This is a genomic window from Pararhodobacter zhoushanensis, from assembly GCF_003990445.1.
Taxonomy (GTDB): Bacteria; Pseudomonadota; Alphaproteobacteria; order Rhodobacterales; family Rhodobacteraceae; genus Pararhodobacter; species Pararhodobacter zhoushanensis.
Genome location: NZ_REEZ01000004.1, coordinates 118,529 through 142,982 on the forward strand (window position 1 = coordinate 118,529; position 24,454 = coordinate 142,982).

Below are 24,454 nucleotides of genomic sequence, written 5' to 3' on the forward strand. Positions count from 1 at the left end.
GGGGGAGCGCGAGGGGCGAGGAGCCCCTCGCTTTGCCTGTCACGCTTGCGCGTCGATTTCGGCCAAAAGCTGTGCGTGCCGCGCGATATAGTCAGCGCGCACCTCGCGCGGGGGGCGCGGCGTGATGGTGATACCGACGATCTCAGGCGTGGGGCGCCCAAAGAAACGGTCAGCTTCTGCCCGGGTGAAGCCCGCGATCTGCGTCGCTTCCAGCCAGGCGCTGAGCGTATCGGCCTTTTTAATCAGCGTTTTCACGGATTTGGGCAGGATCGCTGGCAAGCCAAATCGCAAATGGATCGCAGCGGTCAGCCGCGTGTCCAAGGCGCCATAGCTGGGCCCGACTGCCGCTTTGACCGGCGAGATCATATCGCCGATGACGTATTCCGGCGCGTCATGCAGCAAGGCGGCCAGGCGCCAGCGCGGCTTGAAGCGGGGGTCCAGTCGACCGGCAAGCGTTTCCACCAGCAGCGAATGTTCGGCCACGGAGTAGGGCCAGTCACCCGTCGTCTGCCCGTTCCATCGCGCGACAAAGGCCAGCCCATGCGCGATGTCTTCCAGCTCGATGTCCATCGGTGTGGGGTCGAGCAGATCCAGCCTGCGCCCCGAGAGCATCCGTTGCCAGGCCCGTGGCTGTTTCATCGCTATCCCCGTCTGTGGCGCCAGTTCGCAGATAGCGAATGCGGCCCAAGGGGTAAAGGCGACTCAAACGGTGGTCCAACCGGGAACAAGAACAGCGATGGCGAGCGCCACAACCAGGCCGATCAGCGCAATCCACAGGCCGGTGCGTGATCGCCGAGCCGGCGGAGCGGGTTGCGCATCGGGCGCGTGTTTGGCCGCCTCGAATGCGATGGCGAGGGGGTCGTCATCTTCATCCGCATCATCGGCCCAGGCTTCTGCGGACAAGATCGAGGGCGGTCTGCGCCTTTTGGGCACGTCAGGGGCGCTTTCGCCATCCGCGCGCATGGTGGCCGCATAGGCCACCCGAACCGGCGGATCCGTGCCCACCCCATCGACCGAGGCCATCAGTCCGTCGATGTCGATGCGTCGCACCCGCCCGTCGGGGCTGCGATCCACGGCGTTGTGTGTTTCTGCAGGGGCCGGTTTTTCAGCGACGTCAGGACGCGGCACCACATCCGACACAGTCGCTGCCGCCTTGCGGCGCGCGCTGCGCAAGCAAGGCCAGCGCCCCGTCAAGGCAGGGCGACGCGCCGGTGGGCGCGGCACGGGGTTGAGATTGCGCAGGATGCCTACCCGCGTCTGGCGATCCTGCCGCGATATCCGCGCGGGCGCGGGTTGATCAAGGTCAGGCGGATGCATGCTGGCCACGTCCAACACCCCTTGCCGGTCAGAACTGTTTCCCTGCCGCCGACTCTGCCACGAAATTCTTAACAATCCGCAAATGCAAACGGCCGGACCCGAGGGTCCGGCCGTCAAATCTGATGCGCAACAACCGATCAGGAAGCCAGCGGCGCGCCCGGCTGGCCAGCCTGGCCTTGCTGACGTTGCAGCTGCTGGCGGTACATGCCCATGAAATCGATCATGTCCAGGTTCAGCGGCGGGAAGCCGCCGTCACGGGTTGCGTCCGAGATGATGCGGCGCGCGAAGGGGAACACGATGCGCGGGCATTCGATCAGCAGGAACGGGTGCAGCTGGTCGGCGGGAAGCCCGTCGATCAGGAAGATGCCGCCGTATTCCAGCTCGATCAGATACAGGGTCTGACCGGTTTCCTTGTTCTTCGACTCGACCTTGTACTTCGAGATCACCTCGTAATGCCCGTCGGTTTCACGCTTTTTTGCGTCGAGGCTGACCTGCACCTGGATGTCGGGCTGACCCGGAGGCAGCACGCCATTGCCGCGCACGATCACGTTCTCGAACGACAGGTCGCGCACGAATTGCGCCAGAACCTGAAACTTCACCTGCGGTTGGGCGCCATTCTGCGCCCCGTTCGGCGCAGCCGGTTGCGGCGCGGCGCCGTTGCCATTCTCGGCCATGAAACTCTCCTGTTTTCGCTAAGTCTTGTGTTGGTTGCGACGGGTTCTAGCAGGTGAAACCCTGCGCCTCAATGGCGCTGGTCGTCGATCCGGCGATCAGGGTCCAGCGGCTCGCGACCGGGTTCGCGCACGGTAAACTCGCCCTCAACCACGTCATCGTTGCGGTACACATGCGCCGTTGACACGGTTGCTCTGGCCCCGATCGCGCGCACCACGGCGCGTTGCAGGGCCGGGATCAGCAGGGCAAGCCCCACAACATCGGTCAGAAAACCCGGCAGGATCAGCAACAACCCGGCAAAGGCGCGAAACGCCCCCTGCGCCAGAAACGTGCCCGGCTCTATCCGCAGACCGCCCTGCATCATCGCCACCGCGCGGGCCTGCTGGCCGCGCAGGATGGACGCGCCCAGCAGTGCGGACAACAAGATGAGCGCAAGTGTCGCACCGACCCCGATCTGACCGCCGATGGCAATGAAAAGCGCGATTTCGATCAACGGCAGAGCGATGAACAGCAGCAAGATGGGCACGAGGCGATTTCCCTTTCGGCGTGATGGTGGACTTAGGCGACAACGCACCCTACATAAGCAACACTCGTTTGAAACCAAGGCCGCCGTCTGCCCGAGGACATTATGGATTCCGCTGTGATACAACTTCTGGTTCTCGCTGGCATTGCGATTTTCCTCATTGTGAAGCTGCGCAATGTGCTGGGCACGCGCGACGGGCATGAACGCCCGGCTGCGCCGATCCCGGGCGCTGCGTCGCCTGCGCGTCAGCGTGCCGGCTTTGAGGTCATCGAAGGGGGCGAGGATCACGATATCACCGACCACGCCCCGGCGGGTTCGGAAACCGCTGTCGCGCTAGCGGCAATGAAGCGGATCGAGCCTGACTTTAACGTGACCGAGTTTCTGGGCGGTGCGCGCGGGGCTTATGAGATGATCCTCATGGGGTTCGAGCGCGGCTCGATGGACGATCTGGTGCCGTTCCTGTCCCGTGACGTGTTCGAAAGCTTCGACGAGGTTGTGCAGCTGCGCGAACGCGAGGGTCTGCAAGTCGAGGCGACCTTTGTCGGCGTGCGCGAGATTACGCTGTCGAGCGCCCGGTTCAACCCCGACACGCGCGAAGCCGAAGTCAGCGTGCGCTTTATCGGTGAGCTGACCAGCGTGGTGCGCGACCGTGAAGGCAAGATCGTTGAAGGTGACGCGAACACCGTGAAGCAGGAACGCGACACCTGGACCTTTGCCCGTGTCATGGGCTCGGACAACCCGAACTGGCGGCTTGTCGCCACCGACGACTGATCCCGACAGCGAGGCCCGCGCATGGCTCGCCGCCGCCTGACAGACGACGAGCGTGAGCTGTGGCAGCGCGTGGCGCGTAGCGCGCGTCAGATGCGACCGGAACCTGCGCCCGAGACGCGCGCGAGCCCGGTCCCTGACGCCAAGCCCGCCTTCCCCGAACCTTCCCGCCCGGTTGGCGCCAGCCGGCCGCTGCCCATGCCGCAGGTGATCAAGCGCCCCGGCATCAGCACCCCGACCCCCACCATCAAACTGGACCTTGCCGAAACCGTCAGCGAGCGACTGGCGCGAGAGCCTGTGCGCATGGACCGCAACCTGCACCGCACCATGACGCGCGGCAAGATGGAGCCCGAGGCGCGCATCGACCTGCACGGCATGACCGTGGCGCAGGCGCATGGCGCGCTGATCGGGTTTATCCTGTCGGCGCATCAGCGCGGGTTGCGGCTGGTGCTGGTCATCACCGGCAAGGGCCGCAAAAAGGGCGAGGATCACGTCGCGCCGATGCCGGTACGCGCCGGGGTGCTGAAACACGAGGTCCCGCACTGGCTGCGCTCGGCTCCACTGGGGCCGATGGTCATGGAACTGCGCGAGTCACACCGCAGCCACGGCGGCAGCGGCGCCTATTACGTCTATCTGCGCAAACGTCGCTGAGCGTCAGCGCGACGATCCGTCCGTCTCGGCCAGCGTCTCGTCGCCGGTCACCAGCCGCCGCATCCACCACGGCAAGACCGCACGGCCTCCGCGCCGGGTTTCGCCGCTCAGCGGGTTCAGGATGATCTCGGTGGTGTTCTGCAGGGTCAGGATCGTTGCCGGCAGCAGCGGAACCGAACCCGAGGTTTCCTGCCCCAGCGCCAGATTGAACGCGTTCATCTGCGCAAAGAGCCCGATCAGCGCAGGCGACGACCCGGCGGTGAAATGGCCCGCCCCGGTGCCAAAGGCACTGACATCGACCAGGGTGACGCCCAGTCCGGCCACGTCCTCGGCGCTCGACAGGTTGCCCAGCCGCGACCGCTCGCCGGTCAGGCTGGCGGACAGGGTCAGAACCCGGTCGCGCTGCGAGGTGACGATCATGAAGGTCTCGGGCAACGGACCGATCGCGCGGACCTGCTGGCGAAACAGCTCCACGTCGATATCGGGCGAAATCAGGATCACCCCGCCGATTGCCGCCATCGCCGGATCACGGGTCAGGGCCAGCTGTCGCAGCACCTCCATCGTCAGATGCGCGCCCATCGAATGGCCGATCAGGATGATGCGGCGCGGCCCCGCGGCGCGCACCTGATGCAGCATGTCGATCAACCCGTCGCGCGCAAACAGCGCGCTGTCGCGGTCATGCGCATAGGCCAGCGGAGCACCCAGCGACGGCCACGAGTAATGCAGCATCACGCCTGGAATGTGCAGATCGTAATCCAGCTGTGCGGTTCGGTAGACGCCTTCGATAAAGGCGGTGTTGAAGCCATGCACGAACACCACGGCCTCGCGTTGGGCCGACGGCTGTTCGGCCAGCTCGGCGCGCAGGGCGCGGACGAAACCGGGGGCGTTCAGCGCCTCGGTCCCGGCGAGCATGAAGTGCCGCTGCGGATCAGCCTGCGAACGCGGGCGCTGACGCGGGATCGCACCGGGTTCGCGGTCCGGCGGAATTGACACCACATACCGCCCATAGGTCACCTCGGGCGAGCGGCTCCAGCCGGGCACCGGCTGCGTCGGGTCCGCCCCGCGCGTGGTACCGACCAGCACATCTTGCCTGACCGTCCCCTCGGCCGGGCCTTGCACGAAGTCGACCTCTTCGCGCACGGCGCAGGCGGCGAGCAGTATGAGGGATGCAAAGAGAAACAGGCGCATGGGGTATCTGTCCGGCTCGGGTGCCCCGTGTTGATACACGACCCCTGTAACAAGGTCATGGGGGGTCTGCGCAGAATGTCCTTTGCCCGTGGCTGCGTTGCGCAGTAGACGGAGAGCATGCGCGATATCCTCACCCCTGCCCGCACCGCCGCTGCTGAACTGCGCCGCCTGTTTGAACCGACGCCGCTGCAACGCAATGACCATCTGTCCAACCGTTTCGGTGCCGATATCTGGCTCAAACGTGAGGATCTGACGCCGGTACGCAGCTACAAGATCCGCGGGGCGTTCAACGCCATGCGGCGGGTATTGGACACGACACCGGATCAGGACACTTTCGTTTGCGCCAGCGCGGGCAACCACGCGCAGGGCGTGGCCTTTGCCTGCCGCCACTTCGGCCGCAAAGGCGTGATCTACATGCCGGTGACGACACCCCGGCAAAAGATCGACAAGACGCGGATCTTCGGCGGCGATTTCGTCGAGATCCGGCTGACCGGCGATTATTTCGATCAGGCACTCTCGGCCGCACAGGCGTTCTGCACCGAAGCGGGCGCGCATTTCCTGTCGCCCTTCGATGACGAAGACGTGATCGAAGGTCAGGCCAGCGTCGGCGTCGAGATTGTCGAGCAACTGGGCCGGATGCCCGACATGATCATCCTGCCCGTGGGCGGCGGCGGGCTGTCGTCAGGCGTAAAACGGTTCTTTGAGGGGCTGGGCGCGCAGGTCGCCTTTCGCTACGTCGAGCCGCTGGGCGGTGCCAGCCTGACCGCCGCGCTGCAAGCGGGCGCGCCGGTGACGCTGCCCAAGGTTGACAGCTTCGTGGACGGCGCTGCCGTCGCCCGCATCGGCGCCCGCCCGTTCGAGGCGCTGGCCGACGTGGACCCGGCGCATGTGCTGCTGGCCCCCGAGGATCGGATCTGCATCACCATGCTGGAGATGCTCAACGTCGAGGGGATCGTGCTGGAACCCGCGGGCGCGCTGTCGGTCGATGTCCTGCCCGATCTTGCCGATCAGATCGCGGGCAAGACGGTGGTTTGCCTGACCTCGGGCGGGAATTTTGACTTCGAGCGTCTGCCCGAGGTCAAGGAACGCGCCATGCGCTTCGCCGGGCACAAGAAATACTTCATCCTGCGCCTGCCCCAGCGCCCCGGCGCGCTGCGAGATTTCCTTGAGATTCTGGGCCCTGACGACGATATCGCCCGGTTCGAATACCTCAAGAAATCGGCGCGGAACTTTGGCTCGGTGTTGATCGGGGTCGAAACGACACGCGCCGACAACATCACGGCGCTCTTTACGCGGATGGAAACAGCGGGCTTCGATTTCCGCGATGTGACCATCGACGAAACGCTGGCGAATTTTCTGGTTTAGGCGGCTCAGGCCGCCTGGCGCGACAGGCCGCTCACGAAGGCGGCGCGCGTGTCTTCAAACGACTGGATCAGCTCTGACAGCGTAACCTCGCCCCGGCGACCGGCCATCGCACTGTCTTCCCCACGCGCGCAGCGTGCGGCGAAATCCTGAAACCCAAGGTTCAACGCTGCGCCTTTGAGGAAATGCAGGTCTGCCGCCAGGGTTTGCAGATCGGCATCGACATCCACACGCGCGAGCCGGTCGCTGACTTCCTGCAGAAAGACCTCAACAATATCATCAAACCCATCGCCCACATCTGTGCGCAATTGGTTAACGTGCACCCAGTCGATCATGTCGGCACCTCACTCAGATCGTTTTTGACCGCATTTTTTATCTTCAACCTTTAAGAGAACACTAACGCAAAATGGCAAGAAAAAACAATTGCCGGTTTGAGCAGTTGTTAACCTTCTAGGCGGCAAAACTAGAGAACTGTCCTCAAAGGTGTCCCGTGCCCGCCTTCGCCCCAACATCCGACACGCTGCCGCTACCGGCGGTTTCCGACCAGGCGATTCAGCATGTTCTGATCGTGGATGACTCACGCGGGCAACGCATGGTGGTTGAGGCCGGGCTGCGCGGACGCGGGTTTATCGTGCACCACGCTGCCTCGGGGCAAGAGGCGTTGGCACTCTGCGCAGAGTTGCCGATTGATCTGGTCCTGTCCGACTGGATCATGCCGGGCATCACCGGGATCGAGTTTTGCCGTGCCCTGCGGGCAACGCCGATGGATCGCTACGTCTACTTCATCCTGCTCACCTCGAAATCCGACAAGACGGCCGTAACCGAAGGGCTGGATGTCGGGGCCGATGACTTTCTGGCCAAACCCGTCGATCCCGGCGAATTGCGCGCGCGGATCAACGCCGGGGAACGCGTGCTGGCGATGGAACGCACCCTGCGCGGCAACAACGCTCTGCTCAGCGACACGCTGCACAAGCTGCGCGCGCTGTATGACTCTCTCGACCGCGACCTGATCGAAGCGCGAAATCTGCAACAATCCTTGCTGCGCGAACGCGCTCATCAGTATGACACCGGCCAGATCAGCCTGATCCTGCGGCCCTCGGGGCATGTCGGCGGCGACATGGTCGGGTTTTTCGACATCTCGCCGGGGGTCGTCGGGCTTTATGCCTTTGACGTGTCAGGGCATGGCGTGACCTCGGCCCTGTTGACCGCGCGGCTGTCGGGCCTGCTGTCCGGCGCTTCGCCCGACCACAACATCGCCATCACCATGGGCCCCGACGGCCCGATTGGTCGCCCGCCCGCCGATGTGGCCGATGCGATCAACAGGCTCATGCTGTCGGAAATCCAGACCGAGCGCTACGTGACGCTGATCTATGCCATCATCGACCGCCGCTCAGGTCTGGTGCGGATGGTACAGGCCGGGCATCCCCACCCGATCATCCAGCATCAGGACGGCAGTTGCACACAGCTGGGACACGGCGGCATGCCCGTCGGCCTGCTGGGGGATGCCAGCTATCATGAGATACAGGCAAAACTGATGCCCGGTGAGCGGCTGCTGCTGATCTCGGACGGCGTCACCGAATGCCCCAATGCGCGCGGCGATGAAATGGGCCAAGAGGGGCTTGAGGAAACGCTGCGCGACCTTGCGGCGCTCAGGGGCAATGCCTTGCTCAACGCCCTGATGTGGGATCTGGCCCGCTGGCACGGGTCCGAGGATTTCCCTGACGATGTCAGCTGCGCGCTGTTTGAATACATCGACCCGGGCTGAGCCCACTTACTCGTTGCGCTGCAACCGCTCTTCGATCGCTTTCAGTCGCGCCAGCACTTCGTCCCGGTATTGATCGGTGCGGGCGTTGCTTTCCTCCTTATGCGCGTCCTGCATCGAGTTGACGATCAGACCGACCAGCAAGTTGACCACCGCGAAAGTGGTGATCAGGATGAAAGGCACAAAGAACAGCCAGGCCTGCGGATGGATCTCCATCACCGGGCGCACGATGCCCATCGACCAGCTTTCCAGCGTCATCACCTGAAACAGCGTATAGGCCGAGGCCCCCAGATCGCCGAACCAGTCAGGGAAGCTGGTGCCAAACAGGTTCGTCGCCAGCACCGAGCCGATGTAAAAGATCATCCCCATCAACAAGATGACCGAGCCCATACCGGGCAGCGCATTCACGAATCCCTCAACCACCCGGCGCAACGTCGGCGCAACCGAGATGACGCGCAACAGCCGCAAGACCCGCAGCGCGCGCAACACGCTGAGCGTCTGTGCGCCGGGGACCAGCGAGATCCCGACGATCACAAAGTCAAAGATGTTCCAGCCCGAGCGGAAAAACTGACCGCGCAGCGCGAACAGCTTGGCAGCCAGCTCGGCCACAAAGATCGCCAGACACAGCGAATCGAGCGCCACCACCAGCGGCCCGGCGGTCGCCATGATCGTGGTCGACGTCTCCATCCCCAACAGGATGGCATTGATCAGGATCACCACCAGAATGGTGTTGCGCACGGCTGTGCGGTCCAGAAATGCCAGAATACGGTCGCGCGTTGTCATGATGCCCTGCAGGTTTTCAGGCGATATGGGGCCACACGAAGCGCGCCGCAAGCTCCACATGCGCCGACCAGCGGAACTGATCCACCACCTGCACCCAGTCCAGCCGGTAACCCGCCTGCAGCAATGTGCGCGCGTCACGGGCGAAAGTCACCGGATTGCAGCTGACATGCGCGATTACCGGCACCTGCGCGCGCGCCAGCTCGGCGATCTGCGCCTCGGCCCCGGCGCGCGGCGGGTCGATCACAACCGCGTCAAACTTTGCCAGCTCGTCGGGCAGCAGTGGGCGGCGGAACAGATCGCGCGCCTCGGTGGTCACGCGTTTCAGGCCACTGGCATTGCGCCAGCCGTGGTTCAGGGCGTCCAGCATCGGCGCTGATCCTTCAACCGCGTGAACCTCGGCGGTTTCGGCAAGGGGCAGCGCGAAGGTGCCGCAGCCGGCGAAAAGATCGGCGACCCGTTTGGCGCTGCCGACCGCCTCCACCACCGCAGCACGCAGCGCGCTCTCGCCCTGCGGCGTAGCCTGCAAGAAAGCCCCCGGTGGCGGCGAGACACGCGCGCGGCCCATGGCCAGCGTCGGCGGGGCTTCTTGCAGCAGCACCTCACCATTCCACGCCAGCCGCGCCAAGCCATGCGCCCCGGCGATCTGTGGCACGGCGATGCGCAGCGCGGTGTCCAGTGGCTTGCCATCCTCGACGGCCGCCTCGATCCCTTCGGCAAAGCGCGTCACGGTCAGCCGCATCTCGCCCTTGCGCGAGCCGCCTTCGACCACCAGCGCCTCAAGCGCCGGGATCACGGCGATCAGCGCCGGGTCCAGCAGGGTGCAGCCCGGAATCGCCGTCACCGTGCCCGAGGCGCGCCCGTGGAACCCCACCAGCGCCCCCGACTTCAGCCGCCGCCCGGTCAACGTCGCCCGGCGGCGCGTGGCAGCGGGCGAGGTGACGGTGGGTCGGAACGCCGCCTCAAGCCCCTGCGCGGTCAGCGCCTGCCGGACCACGCCGGTCTTCCACTCTTCAACAAAATCATCACGCGCGTGTTGCAGCGAGCAGCCGCCGCAGGCCTTGTAATGCGCGCAGGGCGCAGCGACCCGCTGGGCCGAGGGCGTCAGGATCTTCGGCTGCGCAATGCGCCCCTCGACCGCCTCACCCGTCACCTCTTCTCCGGGCAGCGCGCGGGCGACGACTACGCCGGGGGCCACACCCTCGGCCCGCAAGTTCAGACGTTCAATGGTAATCATGCGCTGGGTACCGCTGGTGAAAAGGCATAGCCTTCGGGCGACAGGATCGTCGCTTCGCGCAGGCCATGCGGTTTGTCGGCGGGCGGCTCCACAACCGTTCCTCCATGCGCCTCGGCGCGCGAAACCGCCACGTCAGGGTCGATTCCGAACAGATACAGCTGCGCCCCCGCCCCGCGCGGCGGGTTCTCGGGCAGCAGATCGTGCAGCGGATGCCGGGCGAAGGTGGCGTCCGAATGCAGCTGGATCAACACCTCCCCGTGCCGCACCAGCGCAAAGTCATCCGACAGCCGATGGATGCCAAGACCGAATACCCCGGCCAGAAACGCCGCCATCCCGCGCACATCGCGGCACAACAGGTTCACGCCCAGCCCGCTCAGGCTGCGCCCGAACGCTGCCGCATCGACCGTCTCCAGATCCATCACGCCTCTTCGTCCTCATCCACGCCTAGAAACCCGCCCGACTGCCGCGCCCAGAACCGCGCATAGCGGCCGTCTGAGGCGAGCAGCTCTTCATGCGTGCCTTCCTCGACGACATGGCCTTCGTCAAGCACGATGATGCGGTCCATCTTGGCAATCGTGGACAAACGGTGCGCGATGGCCAGCACGGTCTTGCCGGTCATCACCTGCGTCAGCGCCTCCTGGATCTGCGCCTCGACCTCGCTGTCCAGCGCGCTGGTCGCCTCGTCCAGCACCAGAATAGGCGCGTCCTTCAGGAACGCCCGCGCCAGCGCGATCCGCTGCCGCTGACCACCCGACAGCCGCACGCCGCGCTCACCCAGATGTGCCTCGAACCCCTCGCGGCCCGCATTGTCGCGCAGCTGCGGGATGAACTCATGCGCTTCGGCGGCGCGGGCGGCGGCATGGACCTCGGCCTCGGTCGCGTCGGGGCGGCCATAGCGGATGTTGTCGCGGGCCGAGCGGTTGAACATCGCCGTGTCCTGCGTGACCATGCCGATCTGGCGGCGCAGGCTTTCTTGCGTGACGCTTTTCACGTCGATCCCGTCGATCCGAACCGCGCCCTTTTCGGTGTCATAGAGCCGCAATAGCATCGACACCAACGTCGATTTCCCCGCACCCGAGGCCCCCACGATCCCGATCCGCTCCCCGGGCCGGATCGTCAGGTTCAACCCGTCCACACCGCCCGAGCGCCGCCCATAGGCAAAGCTCACATCGTCGAACTGGATCTCACCCAGCACCGGCGGCATCACCGTCGCGCCCTCGGCATCACGCAACGCATGCGGCGCGGTCAGGGTGCGCACGCCATCCTCGACCTCGCCCAGATTGGCATAAATGCCCATCAGCGTGAAACTGACCCAACCGGTCATCTGCGCCAGCCGGATCGACACCGTCCCCGCCGCCACGATGTCCCCGGTCGTGGCGGTCCCGAGCGTCCACAGCCACAAGGTGCCCCCCACCAGCGCCACGGGCAGCACCCCGGCAACCAGCATCAGGCAAATGCGGAACGTCGCCGAGACCCGGCCATAGCCCAACACCCGGTCGCGGTAGGTGTGCATGGCATCCAGCGCGTTGCGGTCCTCAAAGCTGGCATGGGCGAACAGCTTCACGGTGCGGATGTTGGTGATCGTGTCCACCACCTGCCCCGTCACCATCGCCCGCGCCCCCGCCCGCGCCGAGGCGCGCTTGCGGATATGCGGAATGAACAGACGGATCAGCATCAGATACAGCACCGCCCAGACCGCCAGCCCCAGCCCCAGCCGCCAGTCAATCGCCCCCATCAGCGCGGCGGAGGCGGCCAGCGACGACAGCGCGAAGGCGACGGTGTTGATGCTCTCGCTCACCACCTCGGTCAGCGCACGCGCGGTCTGGATCTGCTTTTGCGCGATGCGCCCGGCGAAATCATTGTCGAAAAAGCCGATGTCCTGACCCATCGTCCAGCGGTTCAGCCGCGACAACACCAACGGGTCGATGTTGGGCGCAATGGTCAGAAAGTTGGCAGCGCTGTTCAGGCCAAAGGCCAGCGGGCGCAGCAACAAGAAGAACCCGGCAAAACCCAGCAACATCAGCCAGTTGTCGGCAAAGAACGTCGCCACCTGCCCGCCCGTCGCCGCGTCGATCACCGCGCCCATGACCAGCGCCGCCAGCACTTCGGTCACACCCCCGGCGGCCGAGATCACCGTGGCAATCCAGATCCCCTTCCACGCGCCGCTCAGCGCCCAGCGCACAAAGGACCACAGCGCGCGTGGCGGGGCGCCCTCGGCGGCGCGAAACGGGTTGATCAGGGTCGAAAGTGCCATATGTGCCGCGCGAAATCCGCGCCCTTTCATCTTGTCTCAAATACTCCGGGGGGTGAGCCCGGCACGGGCGAGGGGGGCTGGCCCCCCTCCCTTTTTAGTCATCGGTGCCGATGAACCCGCCGGACTGCCGCTCCCAGAACCGCGCATAAAGCCCGCCCTGCGCCAGCAGTTCAGCGTGGTTGCCCTCTTCGACAACCCGCCCGTCATCCAGCACCACGATCCGGTCCATCCGGGCGATGGTCGACAGCCGGTGCGCGATGGCAATCACCGTCTTGCCCTCCATCATCCCGTAGAGTGTCTCCTGGATCGAGGCCTCGACCTCGCTGTCCAGCGCGCTGGTCGCCTCGTCCAGCACCAGCACCGGCGCGTCTTTCAGGATCACCCGGGCAATGGCGATCCGCTGGCGTTGCCCGCCGGACAGCTTCACCCCGCGCTCGCCGACGCGCACGTCATAGCCGGTGCGCCCCTCGGCATCGCCCAGCGCCTCGATGAAGTCATGCGCCTCGGCCCGCTTGGCGGCCTCGATCATCTCGGCCTCGGTCGCGTCGCCCCGGCCGTACAGGATGTTCTCACGCACCGAGCGATGCAGCAGCGCGGTGTCCTGCTGGACCATGCCGATCTGCGCGCGCAGGCTGTCTTGCTGCACATGGGTAATGTCCTGCCCGTCGATCAGAATGCGCCCGCCCTCAGGGTCATAAAACCGCAAAAGCAGCTTGACGAGGGTCGATTTCCCCGCGCCCGATCTCCCGATAACGCCGATCTTCTCGCCCGGTTTGATGGTCAGCGACAGCGCCTGCAACCCGCCCGAGCCGCGCCCGTAATGGTGGCTCACGTTGTCCAGCTCGATCTTGCCATCCGCAAACACCAGCGGCTTGGCCCCCGGCACGTCGGTCAGGCTGATCGGCTGGGCGATGGTTTCCATCCCCTCGGCCACGACCCCCATGTTGCGGAAGAACGAACTGACGGCCCACATCAGCCAGCCGGTCATCGCATTCAGCCGCAGCACCAGAGCCGAGGCTGCCGCGACGATCCCGACACTGGCCGCCCCCGTCGACCACAGCCACAGGCCCCAGCCCACGACCGACACGATCAGCAGCCCGTTGAGCGTCACCAGACACAGGTCCATGATGGTAAACAGCCGCATCTCGCGGTTGAAGGTCTGACGCGCGTTCTCGATCGCTTCGCGGGCATGGTCGAATTCCAGCTCTTGCTGGGCGAACAGCTTGACCGAGTGGATGTTGGAATAGGCATCCACCACCCGCCCGTTCACCGCACTGCGCGCGTCCGAAGCCGCCATCGACGCCGGCCCAATCCGCTTCACGGTCCAGCGCACCAGCATCAGGTACAGCGCCAGCCAGACGAGCAGCGGCAGCAGTAACTGCACATCGGCTCCGGCCAACAGCACCCCCGCGCCGATGATATAGGCCACGGAATAGGTCAGTGCGTCGAAGATCTGGAACACCGCCTCGCCTGCGGCGGGGGGTGTTTGCATGATCCGGTTGGCGATGCGCCCGGCAAAGTCGTTCTCGAACCAGCCGACGGATTGCCGCATCACCTGCCGGTGCGCGCGCCAGCGGATCAACGTGCCAAAGTTCGGCAGGATGGCGTTGTTGATCAGACCGACATCGATGGCCTGCATCACTGGCCGGATCAGCAGCAAGAACAGCGCGGCCAATAGCAGCTCCAGCGCATGCGTCTGCCAGAAGCTGGCCGCATCGCTGGTCCCCATAAGATCGACCACGCGTCCCAGATACCACAAGAGCCCGGTCTCGGCGAAGGCAACCAGCATCGAGGCAATGATCGTGACCACGAAAACCTTGCGGAACGGTCGCGCGTATTCCAGCAGGAACGGCAGCAGTTTCCGCGGCGGCGTGTCGTCCTGACGATAGGCGACATACGGGTCAACGAGGGTCTCGAAAAACTTAAACACGGGCGCCGGTCCTTCACTTGTGAAGGCAATCTAGGCCGCGCGCCGGGGTTAGGCCAGACCCAGCCGGGAAAGAAGCGCCTCTTTGCCCAAGCTCAGATCGCTGGCCAGCCACTGCGCCTGCGCCTGCCGGATCGCGGTGCCCAGATCGGGGCCTTGCAGCCCGGGCATCAGGTCGGCGGGTTTGAGCGGAAACTGGGCCTCTGCCCCGCGTCTGACGTCCGCGTGCCAGCCTTCCGGTGCATGGTTTTCAAAAAGCGCAGCACGGCCCAGAACAGCATCCGCACCCAGCGTTTCGCCCAATGTCCAGCCCAGCGCAGCGGGGCTGTGCATAGAGCCAAAAGCGTCTCTAATCTTGCCAAAATCGCGGGCTTCCGCTTTGGACAGCCGCAGCCCGTCAACCTCCCCCGTCAGCATCGCCAGCCGCCTGAGCCACCCGCCCGGTACGCCATCTTCCAGATGCACGAGGATCGGCAGCGAACTTGCATCCGCGCCGGGCAGCACGGCGTTCAGAACACCGGCTTGCGCCATCGCGGCGATGCTGGGTGCGGGATCGGCAGCAGCCAGCAGCTTGCGCAGCTCAGCCGTGACGCGTTCGCGCGAAAGCGTCTCTAACATTGCCGAATTTGCGGCGCAGGCGGCCAGCGCGTCAGCGTCCAGCCCCTGCTCAGGGTCGCCATACTGCGCGTGAAAGCGGAAGAACCGCAGGACACGCAGGTAATCCTCACGGATGCGCGCCTCGGCATCGCCGACAAAGCGCAACCGGCGCGCCAGCAGGTCCGGCAACCCGCCGAGCGGGTCGATCACCGTACCATCGGCCTGCGCATAAAGCGCGTTCATGGTGAAATCGCGCCGCGCCGCGTCCTGCGCCAGATCGGCGCCAAAGGACACGCGGGCGTGGCGGCCAAAGCTTTCGTCGTCGTGGCGAAAGCTGGTGACCTCAAACCCCTCACCCTGCGCAACCACGGTTACCGTGCCATGCGCAATCCCGGTCGGAACGGCGCGCAAACCAGCAGATTCGGCAAGGTTAGACACTGTTTCCGGCAAAGCATCCGTGGCGATATCCACATCCGTCACCGGCACGCCCAGCAGCGCGTTGCGCACGCAGCCGCCCACGGCCAGCGCCTGATAACCCGCGCCCGTCAGCATCCCCAGCACGGCCTGCGTGCCCGGATTGTCCAACCAGACGCCGGAAACCTTCATGCCAGCCTCGCCGCCACCGCGCGCAGCATCCGCGCTGTCGCGCCCCAGATGTAATACGGCCCCCACGGCACAGTGTAATAGCCGCGCCTCTGGCCCAGCCAGGCGCGGCTCTGGATCGCATAATTGCGCTCATCCAGCAGATGCGCGAGTGGCACGAAGAACGCCTCTTCGACCTCACCCGCCTCGATCACCGGGGTAAACGGGCCGTTCACCACACCGACGAACGGGTAGACGGTGAAGCCGGTGACCGTCTCATGCGGTGGCATCGCGCCTAAGATCGTCACCTGCGCCGGGTCCAGCCCGACTTCCTCATGCGCCTCACGCAATGCGGCGGCCTGCGGGTCAGCGTCACCCGGATCAACCTTGCCGCCGGGAAAGGCGATCTGGCCCGGATGGTGCTTGAGCGTCGAGGCGCGCTTGGTCAGCAATACCGCCCAGCCGCCCGGTTGCTCGACCAGAGTCATCAGCACGGCAGCGGGCCGCAGCTTGAGCCCGTTGGGGCGAAACTGCGGGTTCAGGTCAAAGTCGCTGGATTGCGGGCCATCGCCATGCAGCGCGGCCCGCATCCGGTCGATCATCTCACTTGCTGGCATCCTGGGCCTCGAAACCGACGGTCTTGGGGTCCAGAACGTAATGCGCGCTGCAGAACTGGCAGTCGGCAGTCACGGTCCCCTCATCGGTGGTCATATAGGCGATGTCCTTGGCCGAATAGATCGACAAGGACTGACGCACCTTCTCTTCCGAACAGGTGCAGCCAAAGGTGATCGGCTGCGAGTCATAGACACGCGGCTCTTCCTCATGGAACAGGCGCACCAGCAGATCGGTGGGCTGCACCGAGGGGCCGATCATCTCCAGCTGCTCAACCGTATCCAAGAGAGCATTGGCGCGCGTCCAGTTCTCGGCGTCGTCACCGTCGACCAGATCGCCCGCCGTCAGCAGACCGCCCTCGCCCGAACCACCCTCGCCCTTGGCAAAAGGGCTGGCCTTGGGCATGTGCTGCAGCATGATGCCGCCAGCGCGCCACGTCTCGGGCTGGCCCGGCAGGGTCGAGCGGCCAAAGGCGCTGGAAAAGCGCGTCGGCAGCTGCTCGGACTGCGCGAAATACGCCTCGGCGCAGTCAGAGAGCGAGTTGCCGGCAATCGGCGTGATGCCCTGATAGGGCTGCATATCCTCGCCCTGATGGATGAGAATTGCCATGTAACCCTCACCGATCTGCGGAAAACCGGGCTGGTCGAGCTCAAGCCGTTCGGCATCATAGCTGGCGTAACCGCGAATCTGCGCGGGCGAGCCATCGGTGCCCGGTGCATAATAATCGGTCGCGATCAGACGCGCAGCACCTTTGCCGCGAATCTGGATCGACAGGCGCCAGCGCAGTTTCAGCGTCGGGCCGATCATGGCGGTCAGCAGGATCGCCTCGGCCACCAGATCTTCGATCGGGGCCGGATAATCATGCTGTGACAGGACTTTATCCAGAACGCCATCGACCCGCGCCACACGGCCACGGATATCGCTGCGGTCCAGCTGAAAGGGCAGGACGGTGTCGTCCCAGGCGATTTGCGCACCGAGGGTCATGGGTCAACCTTCACGTAAGGGGCTTGGCTTTGAGGCCGTCATATAGGAATCCATTTCTCAGGGCCAAGGGGCAAAGCTGATTCGCCCCTTACGAGCAGGCCTTCGTAAAACAAGGGGACGGGCATGAACCCGCGCTTTGGCACCCCGCCTGAACGGGGCCGCCGCTATATCCGCAGGCCAGGGGCCTATGCCGTGCTGTGGCGCGACGGGCAGATCCTGGTGACGCATCAAGCCGCGCCGCAGCCGGAATTCCAGCTGCCTGGCGGCGGGGTCGAGGCGGGCGAGTCGCCGATCCAGGCGCTGCACCGGGAGGTGTTCGAGGAAACCGGCTGGCGCATCGCCGCGCCTCGGCGGTTGGGGACGTTTCGGCGGTTCACCTTCATGCCGGAATACGACCTGTGGGCCGAAAAGCTCTGCATGATCTACCTCGCCTTCCCTGTCCGCCGCCTGTCCGCCCCGACCGAACCGGGCCACAGCGCGCATTGGCTGGACCCGCACGAGGCGGTCGAACTGCTGGGCAATCCCGGCGATGCGGCCTTTGTCCGGGGGCTGATCGGATGATCGCCCGGCGCAGCCTGCTTTTGCTGATGCTCGCCGCCTGCACCGGCGCGCCCCGGCGGCTGGACTATGACGGCCCCGAGGTCACCGAGATCCGCATCTCCAAAAGCGACCGCCGGATGGCGTTGTATTCCGGTGCCCAGCGCCTGCGCAGCTATGATATCGCGCTGGGACAGAACCCGCAGGGTCACAAGCTGCAACGCGGTGATTCGCGCACGCCCGAAGGGGTTTACACCATCGACCGCCGCAACCCGAACAGCGCCTTCCATCTGTCGCTGGGCATCGACTATCCCAACGCGCAGGACCGCGCGCTGGCGCTGGCCGAGGGGCGTGATCCGGGCGGGGATATCTTTATCCACGGCCACGGCACGCGGCGTCGGCAGGGGGACTGGACGGATGGCTGCGTCGCCGTCACCAACCGTCAGATCGAGCAGATCTACGCGATGGTGCGCGACGGGACACGGGTTGTGATCACAGCCTGAGGGCTTAGCCCCGGTTCGGCGCCGTCATGGCAACGGGTGCCTGACTTTGCCCCTGTTGCGCCACCAGTCCCGAGCCATCATCAACGCCCGTGGTCAGCACCCACCACAGCTTGCCGTTGGCGTCCTGATGCCAGGCAAAGCCCAGTTGGCGCGCCCTTGGGTCCAGAATGATCCCGCGTGTATCAGCCTCGGTCAGCCAGGCGGTCAGGGTTTCCAGCTCGGTCTCATAGGTCTCGGACAGGGTTTCGCCCAGGAAATGCCCGGTGTAGCCCACGCGCCGCACCCGGTCGATCGGCGACGAGCCGTCCGATCCAAAGTGCCACGGCCGCCCCTGCAGGGCCATGTCGCGCGCCTGCGTCGCGGCAGCCGAGGTCAGCGCCACGTCGAACTCGACCGGCGCCAGGCCCTGCTGCTGACGCACCGTGTTGATCGCATCCCGCATCCGCGCCTGAATCTGCGGCACATCGCGTTCGGCGATCCGGTAAACCACGGCGACCGGTCGTCCATCAGGGCCCAGACGCATCGGCGTGCTTGCCGTCGAGGTGCAGCCAGCGATCAGCGCAAGAGCCACGAGAGCAGGATAAACGAGGCTGGACATAGAGTTCCTGTGAATAGGCAACGCCCTTGGGCATAGCGAAATCCCTTTAAAAGTTCAAACGCAACTCACTGTGATCCCGCGCGGTCTCGTTGCGACTGCGGCCATTTTGTCGTATACCTTGCGGAAAAAAATAAACGTGTGAGGCCTATCGATGACCAATGACCCCTTCCGGCGGCTCAGTCGCCGTGGCTTTCTGGCTGGCTCCGCTGCTCTGGGTGGCACGCTCGCTGCCCCCGCTGTCTGGGCACAAACAGCGCCGCAAACCAACGCGCTGAACAACTCCACCCAGATGGAAGCCGATCTGGAGAGCACGCCCCGCAACATCTCAAGCTTCCGCACGCTGGAATGGCGCGACTATTTCTCGAACCTGCAACGCGGCGCGATCCTTGCGGATACCGAAAGCCGCTGCGTGCATTTCTGGTCCGAGGATGGCGGCACCTACCGGCTGTACCCGTCGTCGGTTCCGATGACCGATGAACTAACGCGCCGCGGACGGACCGAGATCGTACGCAAGGTTGTCGGCCCTGACTGGCGCCCCACACCGTCGATGCTTGAGCGCTATCCTGACTGGCCGCCCTACGTGCCGCCCGGGCCGGACAATCCGCTTGGCACCCATGCGCTGTACCTCAGCTGGCAGTTCTACCGGATCCACGGAACCCACGACACCCGCAAGATCGGACGCCGGTCGTCGAGCGGTTGCATCGGGCTCTACAATGAACATATTGCTGAACTTTATAGCTTTACGCGCGTCGGGACACAGGTGTTGCTAATTTGACGCCATCCCTGCGCCGAGGATGAAAAGCAAAAAGAGCCCCGTTGCATTTGTGCGCGCAAACTGCTTTCAGATTAGGGACGAGGTATCGTCTTGGGTGCGCGTTCCTGTCCTCAAAAATGCAGGGCCGTGCGAATATCTGGAGATTAACATGAAGAAAATCGCTCTCGCTGGCCTTCTCGCTGTCGTCGGCACCGCTGCTCTGGCAACCGGCTATGTTGAGCCGTATGTCGAGCCGGAAGTTGTTGTGGCTCACTCGTCGTCGTCCGTCGGCGGCGTTGTGATCCCGCTGCTGCTGCTGGTTCTGGTTGCCGCTCTGGCTTCCTGATCTGCACACCGCGATCAAGTCTTAAGGGGTCAGGCATCGCTTGACCCCTTTTGCATTTCTACCGCTTCGATAAGGCCCGGCACGGTGTAACACCCCGCCGGGCCTGTCTTTATTGGCACTGCAGCGCAATCAGCCCAGCCAACCGCCCAGATTGTCCTGCGCAATCGCCGCCAGCGCATCCATATGCGCCGCGTCATCGTTCAGGCAGGGGATATAGGTGAACGTCTCGCCGCCTGCATGTTCGAACGCCTCGCGGATCTCTTCCTGGATCTCTTCCAGCGTCTCGATGCAATCAGCCGAGAACGCCGGGGCCATCACCGCGATCCGCTTGACCCCGGATTGCGCCAGTTTCGCTACATACTCAACGGTATAGGGCTTGAGCCATTCCTCACGCCCGAACACCGACTGGAACGAGGTGTGGATCGAATCACCCTCCCAGCCCAGCCGTTCGCGCAGCAAACGCGTGGTTTTCAGGCATTGGCAGTGATACGGATCGCCCTCAAGCAAATAGCGCTTGGGCATGCCGTGATAGGACGCAATCAGCACCTCGGGGCGCTGCGGCAGCGCGGCATAGGCGCGCTCAACCGACTGCGCCAAGGCGTCGATATAGCGCGGATCGTCGAAATACGCCGCCACCGTGCGCGCCGCCGGTTGCCATTTCTGGCCCATCAGGGCGCGAAAGAACTCATCATTCGCGGTGGCCAGCGTCGCCCCGGCGTAATGCGGGTACAGCGGGAAAAACAGGATCTTTTCGCAGCCCGCCTTAACCATCTTATCCACCACGGATTCGGTCGACGGGTTGCCATAGCGCATGCAGAAATCGACCATCACCTGATCGCCATACGCCGCCTGCATCCGCTCGGTCAGCGCCGCCGTCTGGTCCTTGGTGATGGTCAACAAAGGGCTCTCGCCCTTGTCGTGGTTCCAGATGGATTTGTAATTCTTGCCCGAGCTGAAGGGCCGCCGGGTCAGGATGATCAGCTGCAGGATCGGCTGCCATTTCCACGAGGCCAGATCTACAACCCGCTTGTCCGACAGGAACTCGCCCAGATACCGGCGCATCGACCAATAATCATAGTTGTCGGGCGTGCCGAGGTTGGCAATCAGCACCCCGACCTTGGCCTTGGCGACAGGCGGGTGGTCAGCGGGCGCATGGGCCAGTCGGCCTCGGGCGGCTTGGTCGGTCATGGGTGGTCCTTTCCGGTGGCGTCCCACAGCTAGCGGCTGGGCAGCGCCGGTCAATCCTTGGCCCGTCAATCCTTGGGCAAACGGGGTGCGGCAAATGGTGCAGGCTCCAGCCCGGTTTCCGCCGTTCCCAGTGCATCCGCCAGCCGATGCGCCGCCGAACCGGGGCGCAGGGGCTTTTGTTGCGTCTCAGACGGCGCCCAGCCGGTCAGGAACAGCGTTTCCACCGTGACAGGCAGTCGTCCCTCGGCATCCGCGAAAACCTCGCTGTAGAGCGCCACGGCCCGCGCCAGCACCGCCCGACGCAGCGGCGCCTTGTGCCGCACGGCCAGCGCGTTCACCTCGCCCATCGCCCGCAGGTCGCGCACCAGGTGCAGTAGATCGCGGTACAACACCGTCCGGGTGAACCCGTCCGCCACCGGCAGCGCAAATCCGGCGCGTTGCAAGAGCGCCCCCAGATCGCGGATTTCGCCCATCGGCACCACGCGCGGCGACAAGCCGCCCGTCACATCGGCCTCAGCCTGCGCCAGCACCGAGCGCAGCTCGTGCAGGCTTTGCCCGCCAAACATCACGCCCATGAACAACCCATCCGGCTGCAGGGCGCGCTGGCTCTGGATCAGCTGGCCCAGCGGGTCATCGGCCCAGTGCAGCGCAAGGGCATGGATCACCAGATCATGCGCACCGGGTTTCAGATCCAGCACCTCGGTATCGGGGATGATCACCGCACCGGGCAACCGTCCTTCCCACACTTGCGGAAAAGGCGTGATCACAGCCGGTGCCGTAAACGTTCTGTTAACCTCGGCGAGTCTCTCCTGAACCTCGTCAGCCGCGTCCTCTTGCAGGAACAACGCGGGATCGCGCAAGGCGCGGGCTCGGAACCGGGCCAGCGCGGCGCGGTCGGTCAGGGCGGGGGGAGGTGTCGCATTCATGGGCTTTGTGTTTCGCGTCCCGGCGGGTGAAGTCAAGACCATGCTGCGCGCCGCGCTCGATACGCTCTACCCGCCGCACTGCCTGACCTGCGACACGGCGGTCACCGAGCCCGGCACGCTCTGCGGGCACTGCTGGGCCGATACGCCCTTTGTCACTGGGCTGAGCTGCGACAAATGCAGCGCGCCCCTGCCCGGCGATCCCGCCGACGCGCCCCAGTTGTGCGACGATTGCCGCACCACCGCCCGCCCCTGGAGCCACGCCCGCGCCCCGCTGATCTACGGCGCGACCGCACGCAAACTGGTGCTGGCGCTCAAGCACGGCGACCGGCACGACATCGCCACCCCCGCCGGACGCTGGATGGCCCGCGTCGCGGCACCGCTGATCCGCCCCGATACGCTGATCGCCCCGGTCCCGCTGCACCGCTGGCGGCTGTTCCGTCGCCGCTTCAACCAGTCCGCGCTGCTGGCGCAAGCCATGGCCCGCGCGCTTGACCGCCCGCAGTGCCCTGACCTTCTGCTGCGCACCCGCGCCACCACCTCACAGGGCGGGCGCACCCGATTGGGTCGGTTCGAGAACATGCAGGGCGCGATCACCGCCCATCCCCGCCGCGCTGCCCGCATCACCGGGCGGCATGTCCTGCTGGTCGATGACGTGATGACCTCAGGTGCCACACTGGCTGCAGCAGCCGAAGCCTGCTTCGCGGCAGGCGCGGATGATGTCGATGTGATCATTCTGGCCCGCGTGTTGCGTGAGGAATGACGCGACGCAGGCGTTAACGGTTCACAACTGCCCCGTTGCGCACTACATCCCTTTGAAACGCGAAAGGATGTTCCATGCCCAATCCTGTCATCGAGATCTACACCTCGCCCTTCTGCGGCTACTGCCACGCCGCCAAGCGGCTGCTCAAATCCAAGGGCGCTGCCTTCACCGAAATCGACGTCATCGCCCACCCCGACCGCAAGCCCGAGATGATCAAGCGCTCAGGCGGCGGCCGCACCGTGCCGCAGATCTTCATCGGCGAGACCCATATCGGCGGCTGCGACGACATGATGGCGCTGGACCGGCGCGGCGGGCTTGACCCGCTGTTGCAGGGCTGAGCCGATGCGCGCGGGGATCGTGCAGCTGAGCGTCGGCGACCTGCCCGCCGACAACGTAGGCCTCGTGCGCGACGCGGTGCGCGAGGCTATCGCCGGCGGCGCGGGCTTCGTGCTGACGCCGGAATGCACCAACTGCATCTCGGCGGATCGCAAGCACCAGCAAAATGTGCTCACGCAGGAAGCCGACGATCCGGTTCTGGCGATGCTCCGCGATGAAGCCGCGCGCACCGGGATCTGGCTGCTGGCCGGATCGCTGATCCTCAAGACCGGCGATGACAGCGACCCGCGCTTTGCCAACCGCTCGCTGCTGATCGGCCCCGACGGGGCGATCACGGCGCGCTATGACAAGATCCACCTCTTTGACGTGCAGGTCTCGGAATCTGAGACCTACCGCGAATCCGCCGGCATCCGCCCCGGCGACCGCGCCGTCACCGCGCAAACCCCCTTCGCCACGCTGGGCATGACCATCTGCTACGACGTGCGCTTCGCCCATCTCTACCGCGCGCTGGCCCAAGCCGGGGCACAGGTGCTGACCGTCCCCGCCGCCTTCAGCCCGGTTACCGGCGCCGCGCATTGGGAAACCCTGCTGCGCGCCCGCGCCATCGAGACCGGCTGCTACGTTCTGGCCCCCGCCCAGACCGGCCAGCACCCGCAAACCACCGGCCGCCAGCGCGCCACTTACGGCCACGCGCTGGCCATCGCGCCCTGGGGTGAGGTGATCGCCGACGCCGGGACCGAGCCGGGGGTGATCTATGCCGATCTCGACCTGCGCGCCGTCGACAGCGCCCGTGGCCGCGTGCCTGCCCTCAGCCACGACCGGCCCTATGCCGCCCCGGAGCCGCGAGCGTGAAGCCCGCCGACGACCTCGCGGTGCCGCTCTTTGCCGAGCTGTTCATGACCGATCAGCTGGCACGCGCCCGGCTGTCCAAAGTGCTGCCCAGGGGCATGGAGCTGTCGCATTTCTCGGTGCTCAACCACCTCGCCCGTACCCAGGACGAGCGCACCCCGGCACAGCTGGCCAAATCCTTCCATGTCACGCGCGGGGCGATGACCAACACGCTGTCCAAGCTTGAAGTCGCGGGGCATATCCACATCCGCCCCGACTGGGACGACGCCCGGCGCAAATTCGTGTCGATCAGCCCCTCAGGCCGCGCCGCGCGCGATGCCGCCCTGCACGCCATCGCACCGGTCATCGGCGCACTGGCGCGCAAGATCGGCATCGACAAGGTGCGCGCCATCCTGCCGGTTCTGCGCGAATTGCGCTCGGAACTGGAAACCGACGACTAAA

General features: G+C 65.3%; 29 protein-coding genes. 12 read left to right on the plus strand and 17 right to left on the minus strand.

Annotated features, from left to right (window positions below; translation table 11 throughout):
• Positions 1-39 precede the first annotated feature (39 nt).
• The 4 genes from EAE28_RS11365 to EAE28_RS11380 form a co-directional block, all read right to left on the minus strand.
• On the minus strand, positions 40-639 hold the full coding sequence (locus tag EAE28_RS11365) for an HD domain-containing protein (protein ID WP_127106273.1): 600 nt from the start codon (positions 637-639) through the stop codon (positions 40-42).
• Positions 640-702: 63 nt separating this feature from the next.
• A complete protein-coding gene (locus tag EAE28_RS11370) occupies positions 703-1,074 on the minus strand; it encodes a hypothetical protein (protein WP_127106275.1) in 372 nt (123 codons plus the stop codon).
• A gap of 380 nt (positions 1,075-1,454) precedes the next feature.
• Positions 1,455-1,991 carry a protein-export chaperone SecB gene (gene secB / locus EAE28_RS11375; protein WP_127106277.1) on the minus strand — a complete coding sequence of 179 codons (537 nt, stop codon included), beginning with the start codon at positions 1,989-1,991 and terminating at the stop codon, positions 1,455-1,457.
• 68 nt (positions 1,992-2,059) lie between these two features.
• The gene (locus EAE28_RS11380) at positions 2,060-2,515 is read right to left on the minus strand and encodes an FxsA family protein (RefSeq protein ID WP_164736616.1); all 456 of its coding nucleotides are present in this window, start codon (positions 2,513-2,515) and stop codon (positions 2,060-2,062) included.
• Positions 2,516-2,617: 102 nt separating this feature from the next.
• Between EAE28_RS11380 and EAE28_RS11385 the strand changes: the two genes are divergently transcribed.
• Positions 2,618-3,283, plus strand: coding sequence for a Tim44/TimA family putative adaptor protein (locus tag EAE28_RS11385; protein WP_127106281.1), 666 nt, complete (start codon positions 2,618-2,620; stop codon positions 3,281-3,283).
• A 21-nt stretch (positions 3,284-3,304) separates the two neighbouring features.
• Positions 3,305-3,931: a Smr/MutS family protein gene (locus EAE28_RS11390; protein WP_127106283.1), complete on the plus strand. Its 627-nt coding sequence runs from the start codon at positions 3,305-3,307 to the stop codon at positions 3,929-3,931.
• Between the two features lie 3 nt (positions 3,932-3,934).
• Here EAE28_RS11390 and EAE28_RS11395 read toward each other — a convergent pair whose 3' ends face one another.
• On the minus strand, positions 3,935-5,119 hold the full coding sequence (locus EAE28_RS11395; protein ID WP_164736617.1) for an alpha/beta hydrolase: 1,185 nt from the start codon (positions 5,117-5,119) through the stop codon (positions 3,935-3,937).
• 117 nt (positions 5,120-5,236) lie between these two features.
• Here EAE28_RS11395 and ilvA point away from each other — a divergent pair, with 117 nt between their 5' ends.
• Positions 5,237-6,484, plus strand: a complete 1,248-nt coding sequence (gene ilvA / locus EAE28_RS11400; RefSeq protein WP_127106287.1) for a threonine ammonia-lyase IlvA — start codon at positions 5,237-5,239, stop codon at positions 6,482-6,484.
• Positions 6,485-6,489: 5 nt separating this feature from the next.
• Here the strand turns inward: ilvA and EAE28_RS11405 are convergent, their stop codons facing one another.
• Entirely contained in the window at positions 6,490-6,816 is a 327-nt protein-coding gene (locus EAE28_RS11405; RefSeq protein ID WP_127106289.1) for an Hpt domain-containing protein, read from the minus strand.
• Positions 6,817-6,971: 155 nt separating this feature from the next.
• Between EAE28_RS11405 and EAE28_RS11410 the strand changes: the two genes are divergently transcribed.
• Positions 6,972-8,246, plus strand: a complete 1,275-nt coding sequence (locus EAE28_RS11410) for a PP2C family protein-serine/threonine phosphatase (RefSeq protein WP_246022333.1) — start codon at positions 6,972-6,974, stop codon at positions 8,244-8,246.
• Between the two features lie 6 nt (positions 8,247-8,252).
• Here EAE28_RS11410 and EAE28_RS11415 read toward each other — a convergent pair whose 3' ends face one another.
• From EAE28_RS11415 to hslO, 8 genes are all read right to left on the minus strand, one after another.
• The gene (locus tag EAE28_RS11415) at positions 8,253-9,026 is read right to left on the minus strand and encodes an ion transporter (protein ID WP_127106291.1); all 774 of its coding nucleotides are present in this window, start codon (positions 9,024-9,026) and stop codon (positions 8,253-8,255) included.
• Positions 9,027-9,042: 16 nt separating this feature from the next.
• Complete coding sequence (locus EAE28_RS11420) at positions 9,043-10,260, minus strand: class I SAM-dependent RNA methyltransferase (RefSeq protein WP_127106293.1); 1,218 nt, start codon at positions 10,258-10,260, stop codon at positions 9,043-9,045.
• Positions 10,257-10,679 (minus strand): VOC family protein, encoded by a 423-nt coding sequence (locus EAE28_RS11425; protein WP_127106295.1) that lies wholly within the window; start codon positions 10,677-10,679, stop codon positions 10,257-10,259. Before EAE28_RS11425 ends, EAE28_RS11420 begins: the two co-directional genes overlap by 4 nt.
• Entirely contained in the window at positions 10,679-12,514 is a 1,836-nt protein-coding gene (locus EAE28_RS11430) for an ABC transporter ATP-binding protein (protein ID WP_127106297.1), read from the minus strand. Before EAE28_RS11430 ends, EAE28_RS11425 begins: the two co-directional genes overlap by 1 nt.
• A gap of 94 nt (positions 12,515-12,608) precedes the next feature.
• Complete coding sequence (locus tag EAE28_RS11435) at positions 12,609-14,444, minus strand: ABC transporter ATP-binding protein (protein WP_127106299.1); 1,836 nt, start codon at positions 14,442-14,444, stop codon at positions 12,609-12,611.
• Between the two features lie 48 nt (positions 14,445-14,492).
• Positions 14,493-15,644 carry a CCA tRNA nucleotidyltransferase gene (locus tag EAE28_RS11440; protein WP_127106301.1) on the minus strand — a complete coding sequence of 384 codons (1,152 nt, stop codon included), beginning with the start codon at positions 15,642-15,644 and terminating at the stop codon, positions 14,493-14,495.
• Positions 15,641-16,237 carry a CoA pyrophosphatase gene (locus EAE28_RS11445; RefSeq protein WP_246022334.1) on the minus strand — a complete coding sequence of 199 codons (597 nt, stop codon included), beginning with the start codon at positions 16,235-16,237 and terminating at the stop codon, positions 15,641-15,643. The genes EAE28_RS11440 and EAE28_RS11445 overlap by 4 nt, the downstream gene beginning before the upstream one ends.
• Entirely contained in the window at positions 16,224-17,216 is a 993-nt protein-coding gene (hslO, locus tag EAE28_RS11450) for an Hsp33 family molecular chaperone HslO (RefSeq protein WP_127106305.1), read from the minus strand. Before hslO ends, EAE28_RS11445 begins: the two co-directional genes overlap by 14 nt.
• Positions 17,217-17,339: 123 nt before the next feature.
• Between hslO and EAE28_RS11455 the strand changes: the two genes are divergently transcribed.
• Positions 17,340-17,777: an NUDIX hydrolase gene (locus EAE28_RS11455; protein WP_127106307.1), complete on the plus strand. Its 438-nt coding sequence runs from the start codon at positions 17,340-17,342 to the stop codon at positions 17,775-17,777.
• Positions 17,774-18,256, plus strand: coding sequence for a L,D-transpeptidase family protein (locus tag EAE28_RS11460; protein ID WP_127106309.1), 483 nt, complete (start codon positions 17,774-17,776; stop codon positions 18,254-18,256). The genes EAE28_RS11455 and EAE28_RS11460 overlap by 4 nt, the downstream gene beginning before the upstream one ends.
• Positions 18,257-18,260: 4 nt before the next feature.
• On the opposite strand, the gene dalA is transcribed toward EAE28_RS11460, so the two are convergent.
• Positions 18,261-18,854 (minus strand): divisome-associated lipoprotein DalA, encoded by a 594-nt coding sequence (gene dalA, locus EAE28_RS11465; protein WP_127106311.1) that lies wholly within the window; start codon positions 18,852-18,854, stop codon positions 18,261-18,263.
• A gap of 151 nt (positions 18,855-19,005) precedes the next feature.
• Between dalA and EAE28_RS11470 the strand changes: the two genes are divergently transcribed.
• Both EAE28_RS11470 and EAE28_RS23745 read left to right on the plus strand, forming a co-directional pair.
• On the plus strand, positions 19,006-19,629 hold the full coding sequence (locus tag EAE28_RS11470) for a L,D-transpeptidase family protein (protein ID WP_127106313.1): 624 nt from the start codon (positions 19,006-19,008) through the stop codon (positions 19,627-19,629).
• A 148-nt stretch (positions 19,630-19,777) separates the two neighbouring features.
• The gene (locus tag EAE28_RS23745) at positions 19,778-19,954 is read left to right on the plus strand and encodes a hypothetical protein (protein ID WP_164736618.1); all 177 of its coding nucleotides are present in this window, start codon (positions 19,778-19,780) and stop codon (positions 19,952-19,954) included.
• Between the two features lie 129 nt (positions 19,955-20,083).
• On the opposite strand, the gene hemH is transcribed toward EAE28_RS23745, so the two are convergent.
• Both hemH and EAE28_RS11480 read right to left on the minus strand, forming a co-directional pair.
• Positions 20,084-21,142, minus strand: coding sequence for a ferrochelatase (hemH, locus tag EAE28_RS11475; protein ID WP_127106315.1), 1,059 nt, complete (start codon positions 21,140-21,142; stop codon positions 20,084-20,086).
• A gap of 65 nt (positions 21,143-21,207) precedes the next feature.
• The gene (locus tag EAE28_RS11480; protein WP_127106317.1) at positions 21,208-22,068 is read right to left on the minus strand and encodes a methyltransferase domain-containing protein; all 861 of its coding nucleotides are present in this window, start codon (positions 22,066-22,068) and stop codon (positions 21,208-21,210) included.
• Between EAE28_RS11480 and EAE28_RS11485 the strand changes: the two genes are divergently transcribed.
• The 4 genes from EAE28_RS11485 (at position 22,067) to EAE28_RS11500 (ending at position 24,453) form a co-directional block, all read left to right on the plus strand.
• Positions 22,067-22,828 (plus strand): ComF family protein, encoded by a 762-nt coding sequence (locus tag EAE28_RS11485; RefSeq protein WP_127106319.1) that lies wholly within the window; start codon positions 22,067-22,069, stop codon positions 22,826-22,828. The two genes, EAE28_RS11480 and EAE28_RS11485, sit on opposite strands and share 2 nt — an antisense overlap.
• A gap of 74 nt (positions 22,829-22,902) precedes the next feature.
• Positions 22,903-23,166, plus strand: a complete 264-nt coding sequence (gene grxC, locus EAE28_RS11490) for a glutaredoxin 3 (protein ID WP_127106321.1) — start codon at positions 22,903-22,905, stop codon at positions 23,164-23,166.
• A gap of 4 nt (positions 23,167-23,170) precedes the next feature.
• Positions 23,171-24,016 (plus strand): carbon-nitrogen hydrolase family protein, encoded by an 846-nt coding sequence (locus EAE28_RS11495; protein ID WP_127106323.1) that lies wholly within the window; start codon positions 23,171-23,173, stop codon positions 24,014-24,016.
• Positions 24,017-24,060: 44 nt separating this feature from the next.
• Positions 24,061-24,453: a MarR family winged helix-turn-helix transcriptional regulator gene (locus tag EAE28_RS11500; RefSeq protein ID WP_127106745.1), complete on the plus strand. Its 393-nt coding sequence runs from the start codon at positions 24,061-24,063 to the stop codon at positions 24,451-24,453.
• Position 24,454: the final 1 nt, after the last annotated feature.

Excerpts from the sequence above, each read along its gene's own strand:
- EAE28_RS11365 (WP_127106273.1), bottom strand. The coding sequence starts at position 639 with ATGAAACAGCCACGGGCCTGGCAACGGATGCTCTCGGGGCGCAGGCTG.
- secB (WP_127106277.1), bottom strand. The coding sequence starts at position 1,991 with ATGGCCGAGAATGGCAACGGCGCCGCGCCGCAACCGGCTGCGCCGAAC.
- EAE28_RS11385 (WP_127106281.1), top strand. The coding sequence starts at position 2,618 with ATGGATTCCGCTGTGATACAACTTCTGGTTCTCGCTGGCATTGCGATT.
- EAE28_RS11390 (WP_127106283.1), top strand. The coding sequence starts at position 3,305 with ATGGCTCGCCGCCGCCTGACAGACGACGAGCGTGAGCTGTGGCAGCGC.
- EAE28_RS11395 (WP_164736617.1), bottom strand. The coding sequence starts at position 5,119 with ATGCGCCTGTTTCTCTTTGCATCCCTCATACTGCTCGCCGCCTGCGCC.
- ilvA (WP_127106287.1), top strand. The coding sequence starts at position 5,237 with ATGCGCGATATCCTCACCCCTGCCCGCACCGCCGCTGCTGAACTGCGC.
- EAE28_RS11405 (WP_127106289.1), bottom strand. The coding sequence starts at position 6,816 with ATGATCGACTGGGTGCACGTTAACCAATTGCGCACAGATGTGGGCGAT.
- EAE28_RS11415 (WP_127106291.1), bottom strand. The coding sequence starts at position 9,026 with ATGACAACGCGCGACCGTATTCTGGCATTTCTGGACCGCACAGCCGTG.
- EAE28_RS11420 (WP_127106293.1), bottom strand. The coding sequence starts at position 10,260 with ATGATTACCATTGAACGTCTGAACTTGCGGGCCGAGGGTGTGGCCCCC.
- EAE28_RS11425 (WP_127106295.1), bottom strand. The coding sequence starts at position 10,679 with ATGGATCTGGAGACGGTCGATGCGGCAGCGTTCGGGCGCAGCCTGAGC.
- EAE28_RS11430 (WP_127106297.1), bottom strand. The coding sequence starts at position 12,514 with ATGGCACTTTCGACCCTGATCAACCCGTTTCGCGCCGCCGAGGGCGCC.
- EAE28_RS11440 (WP_127106301.1), bottom strand. The coding sequence starts at position 15,644 with ATGAAGGTTTCCGGCGTCTGGTTGGACAATCCGGGCACGCAGGCCGTG.
- EAE28_RS11445 (WP_246022334.1), bottom strand. The coding sequence starts at position 16,237 with ATGCCAGCAAGTGAGATGATCGACCGGATGCGGGCCGCGCTGCATGGC.
- hslO (WP_127106305.1), bottom strand. The coding sequence starts at position 17,216 with ATGACCCTCGGTGCGCAAATCGCCTGGGACGACACCGTCCTGCCCTTT.
- EAE28_RS11455 (WP_127106307.1), top strand. The coding sequence starts at position 17,340 with ATGAACCCGCGCTTTGGCACCCCGCCTGAACGGGGCCGCCGCTATATC.
- EAE28_RS11460 (WP_127106309.1), top strand. The coding sequence starts at position 17,774 with ATGATCGCCCGGCGCAGCCTGCTTTTGCTGATGCTCGCCGCCTGCACC.
- dalA (WP_127106311.1), bottom strand. The coding sequence starts at position 18,854 with ATGTCCAGCCTCGTTTATCCTGCTCTCGTGGCTCTTGCGCTGATCGCT.
- EAE28_RS11470 (WP_127106313.1), top strand. The coding sequence starts at position 19,006 with ATGACCAATGACCCCTTCCGGCGGCTCAGTCGCCGTGGCTTTCTGGCT.
- EAE28_RS23745 (WP_164736618.1), top strand. The coding sequence starts at position 19,778 with ATGAAGAAAATCGCTCTCGCTGGCCTTCTCGCTGTCGTCGGCACCGCT.
- hemH (WP_127106315.1), bottom strand. The coding sequence starts at position 21,142 with ATGACCGACCAAGCCGCCCGAGGCCGACTGGCCCATGCGCCCGCTGAC.
- EAE28_RS11485 (WP_127106319.1), top strand. The coding sequence starts at position 22,067 with ATGGGCTTTGTGTTTCGCGTCCCGGCGGGTGAAGTCAAGACCATGCTG.
- EAE28_RS11480 (WP_127106317.1), bottom strand. The coding sequence starts at position 22,068 with ATGAATGCGACACCTCCCCCCGCCCTGACCGACCGCGCCGCGCTGGCC.
- grxC (WP_127106321.1), top strand. The coding sequence starts at position 22,903 with ATGCCCAATCCTGTCATCGAGATCTACACCTCGCCCTTCTGCGGCTAC.
- EAE28_RS11495 (WP_127106323.1), top strand. The coding sequence starts at position 23,171 with ATGCGCGCGGGGATCGTGCAGCTGAGCGTCGGCGACCTGCCCGCCGAC.
- EAE28_RS11500 (WP_127106745.1), top strand. The coding sequence starts at position 24,061 with ATGACCGATCAGCTGGCACGCGCCCGGCTGTCCAAAGTGCTGCCCAGG.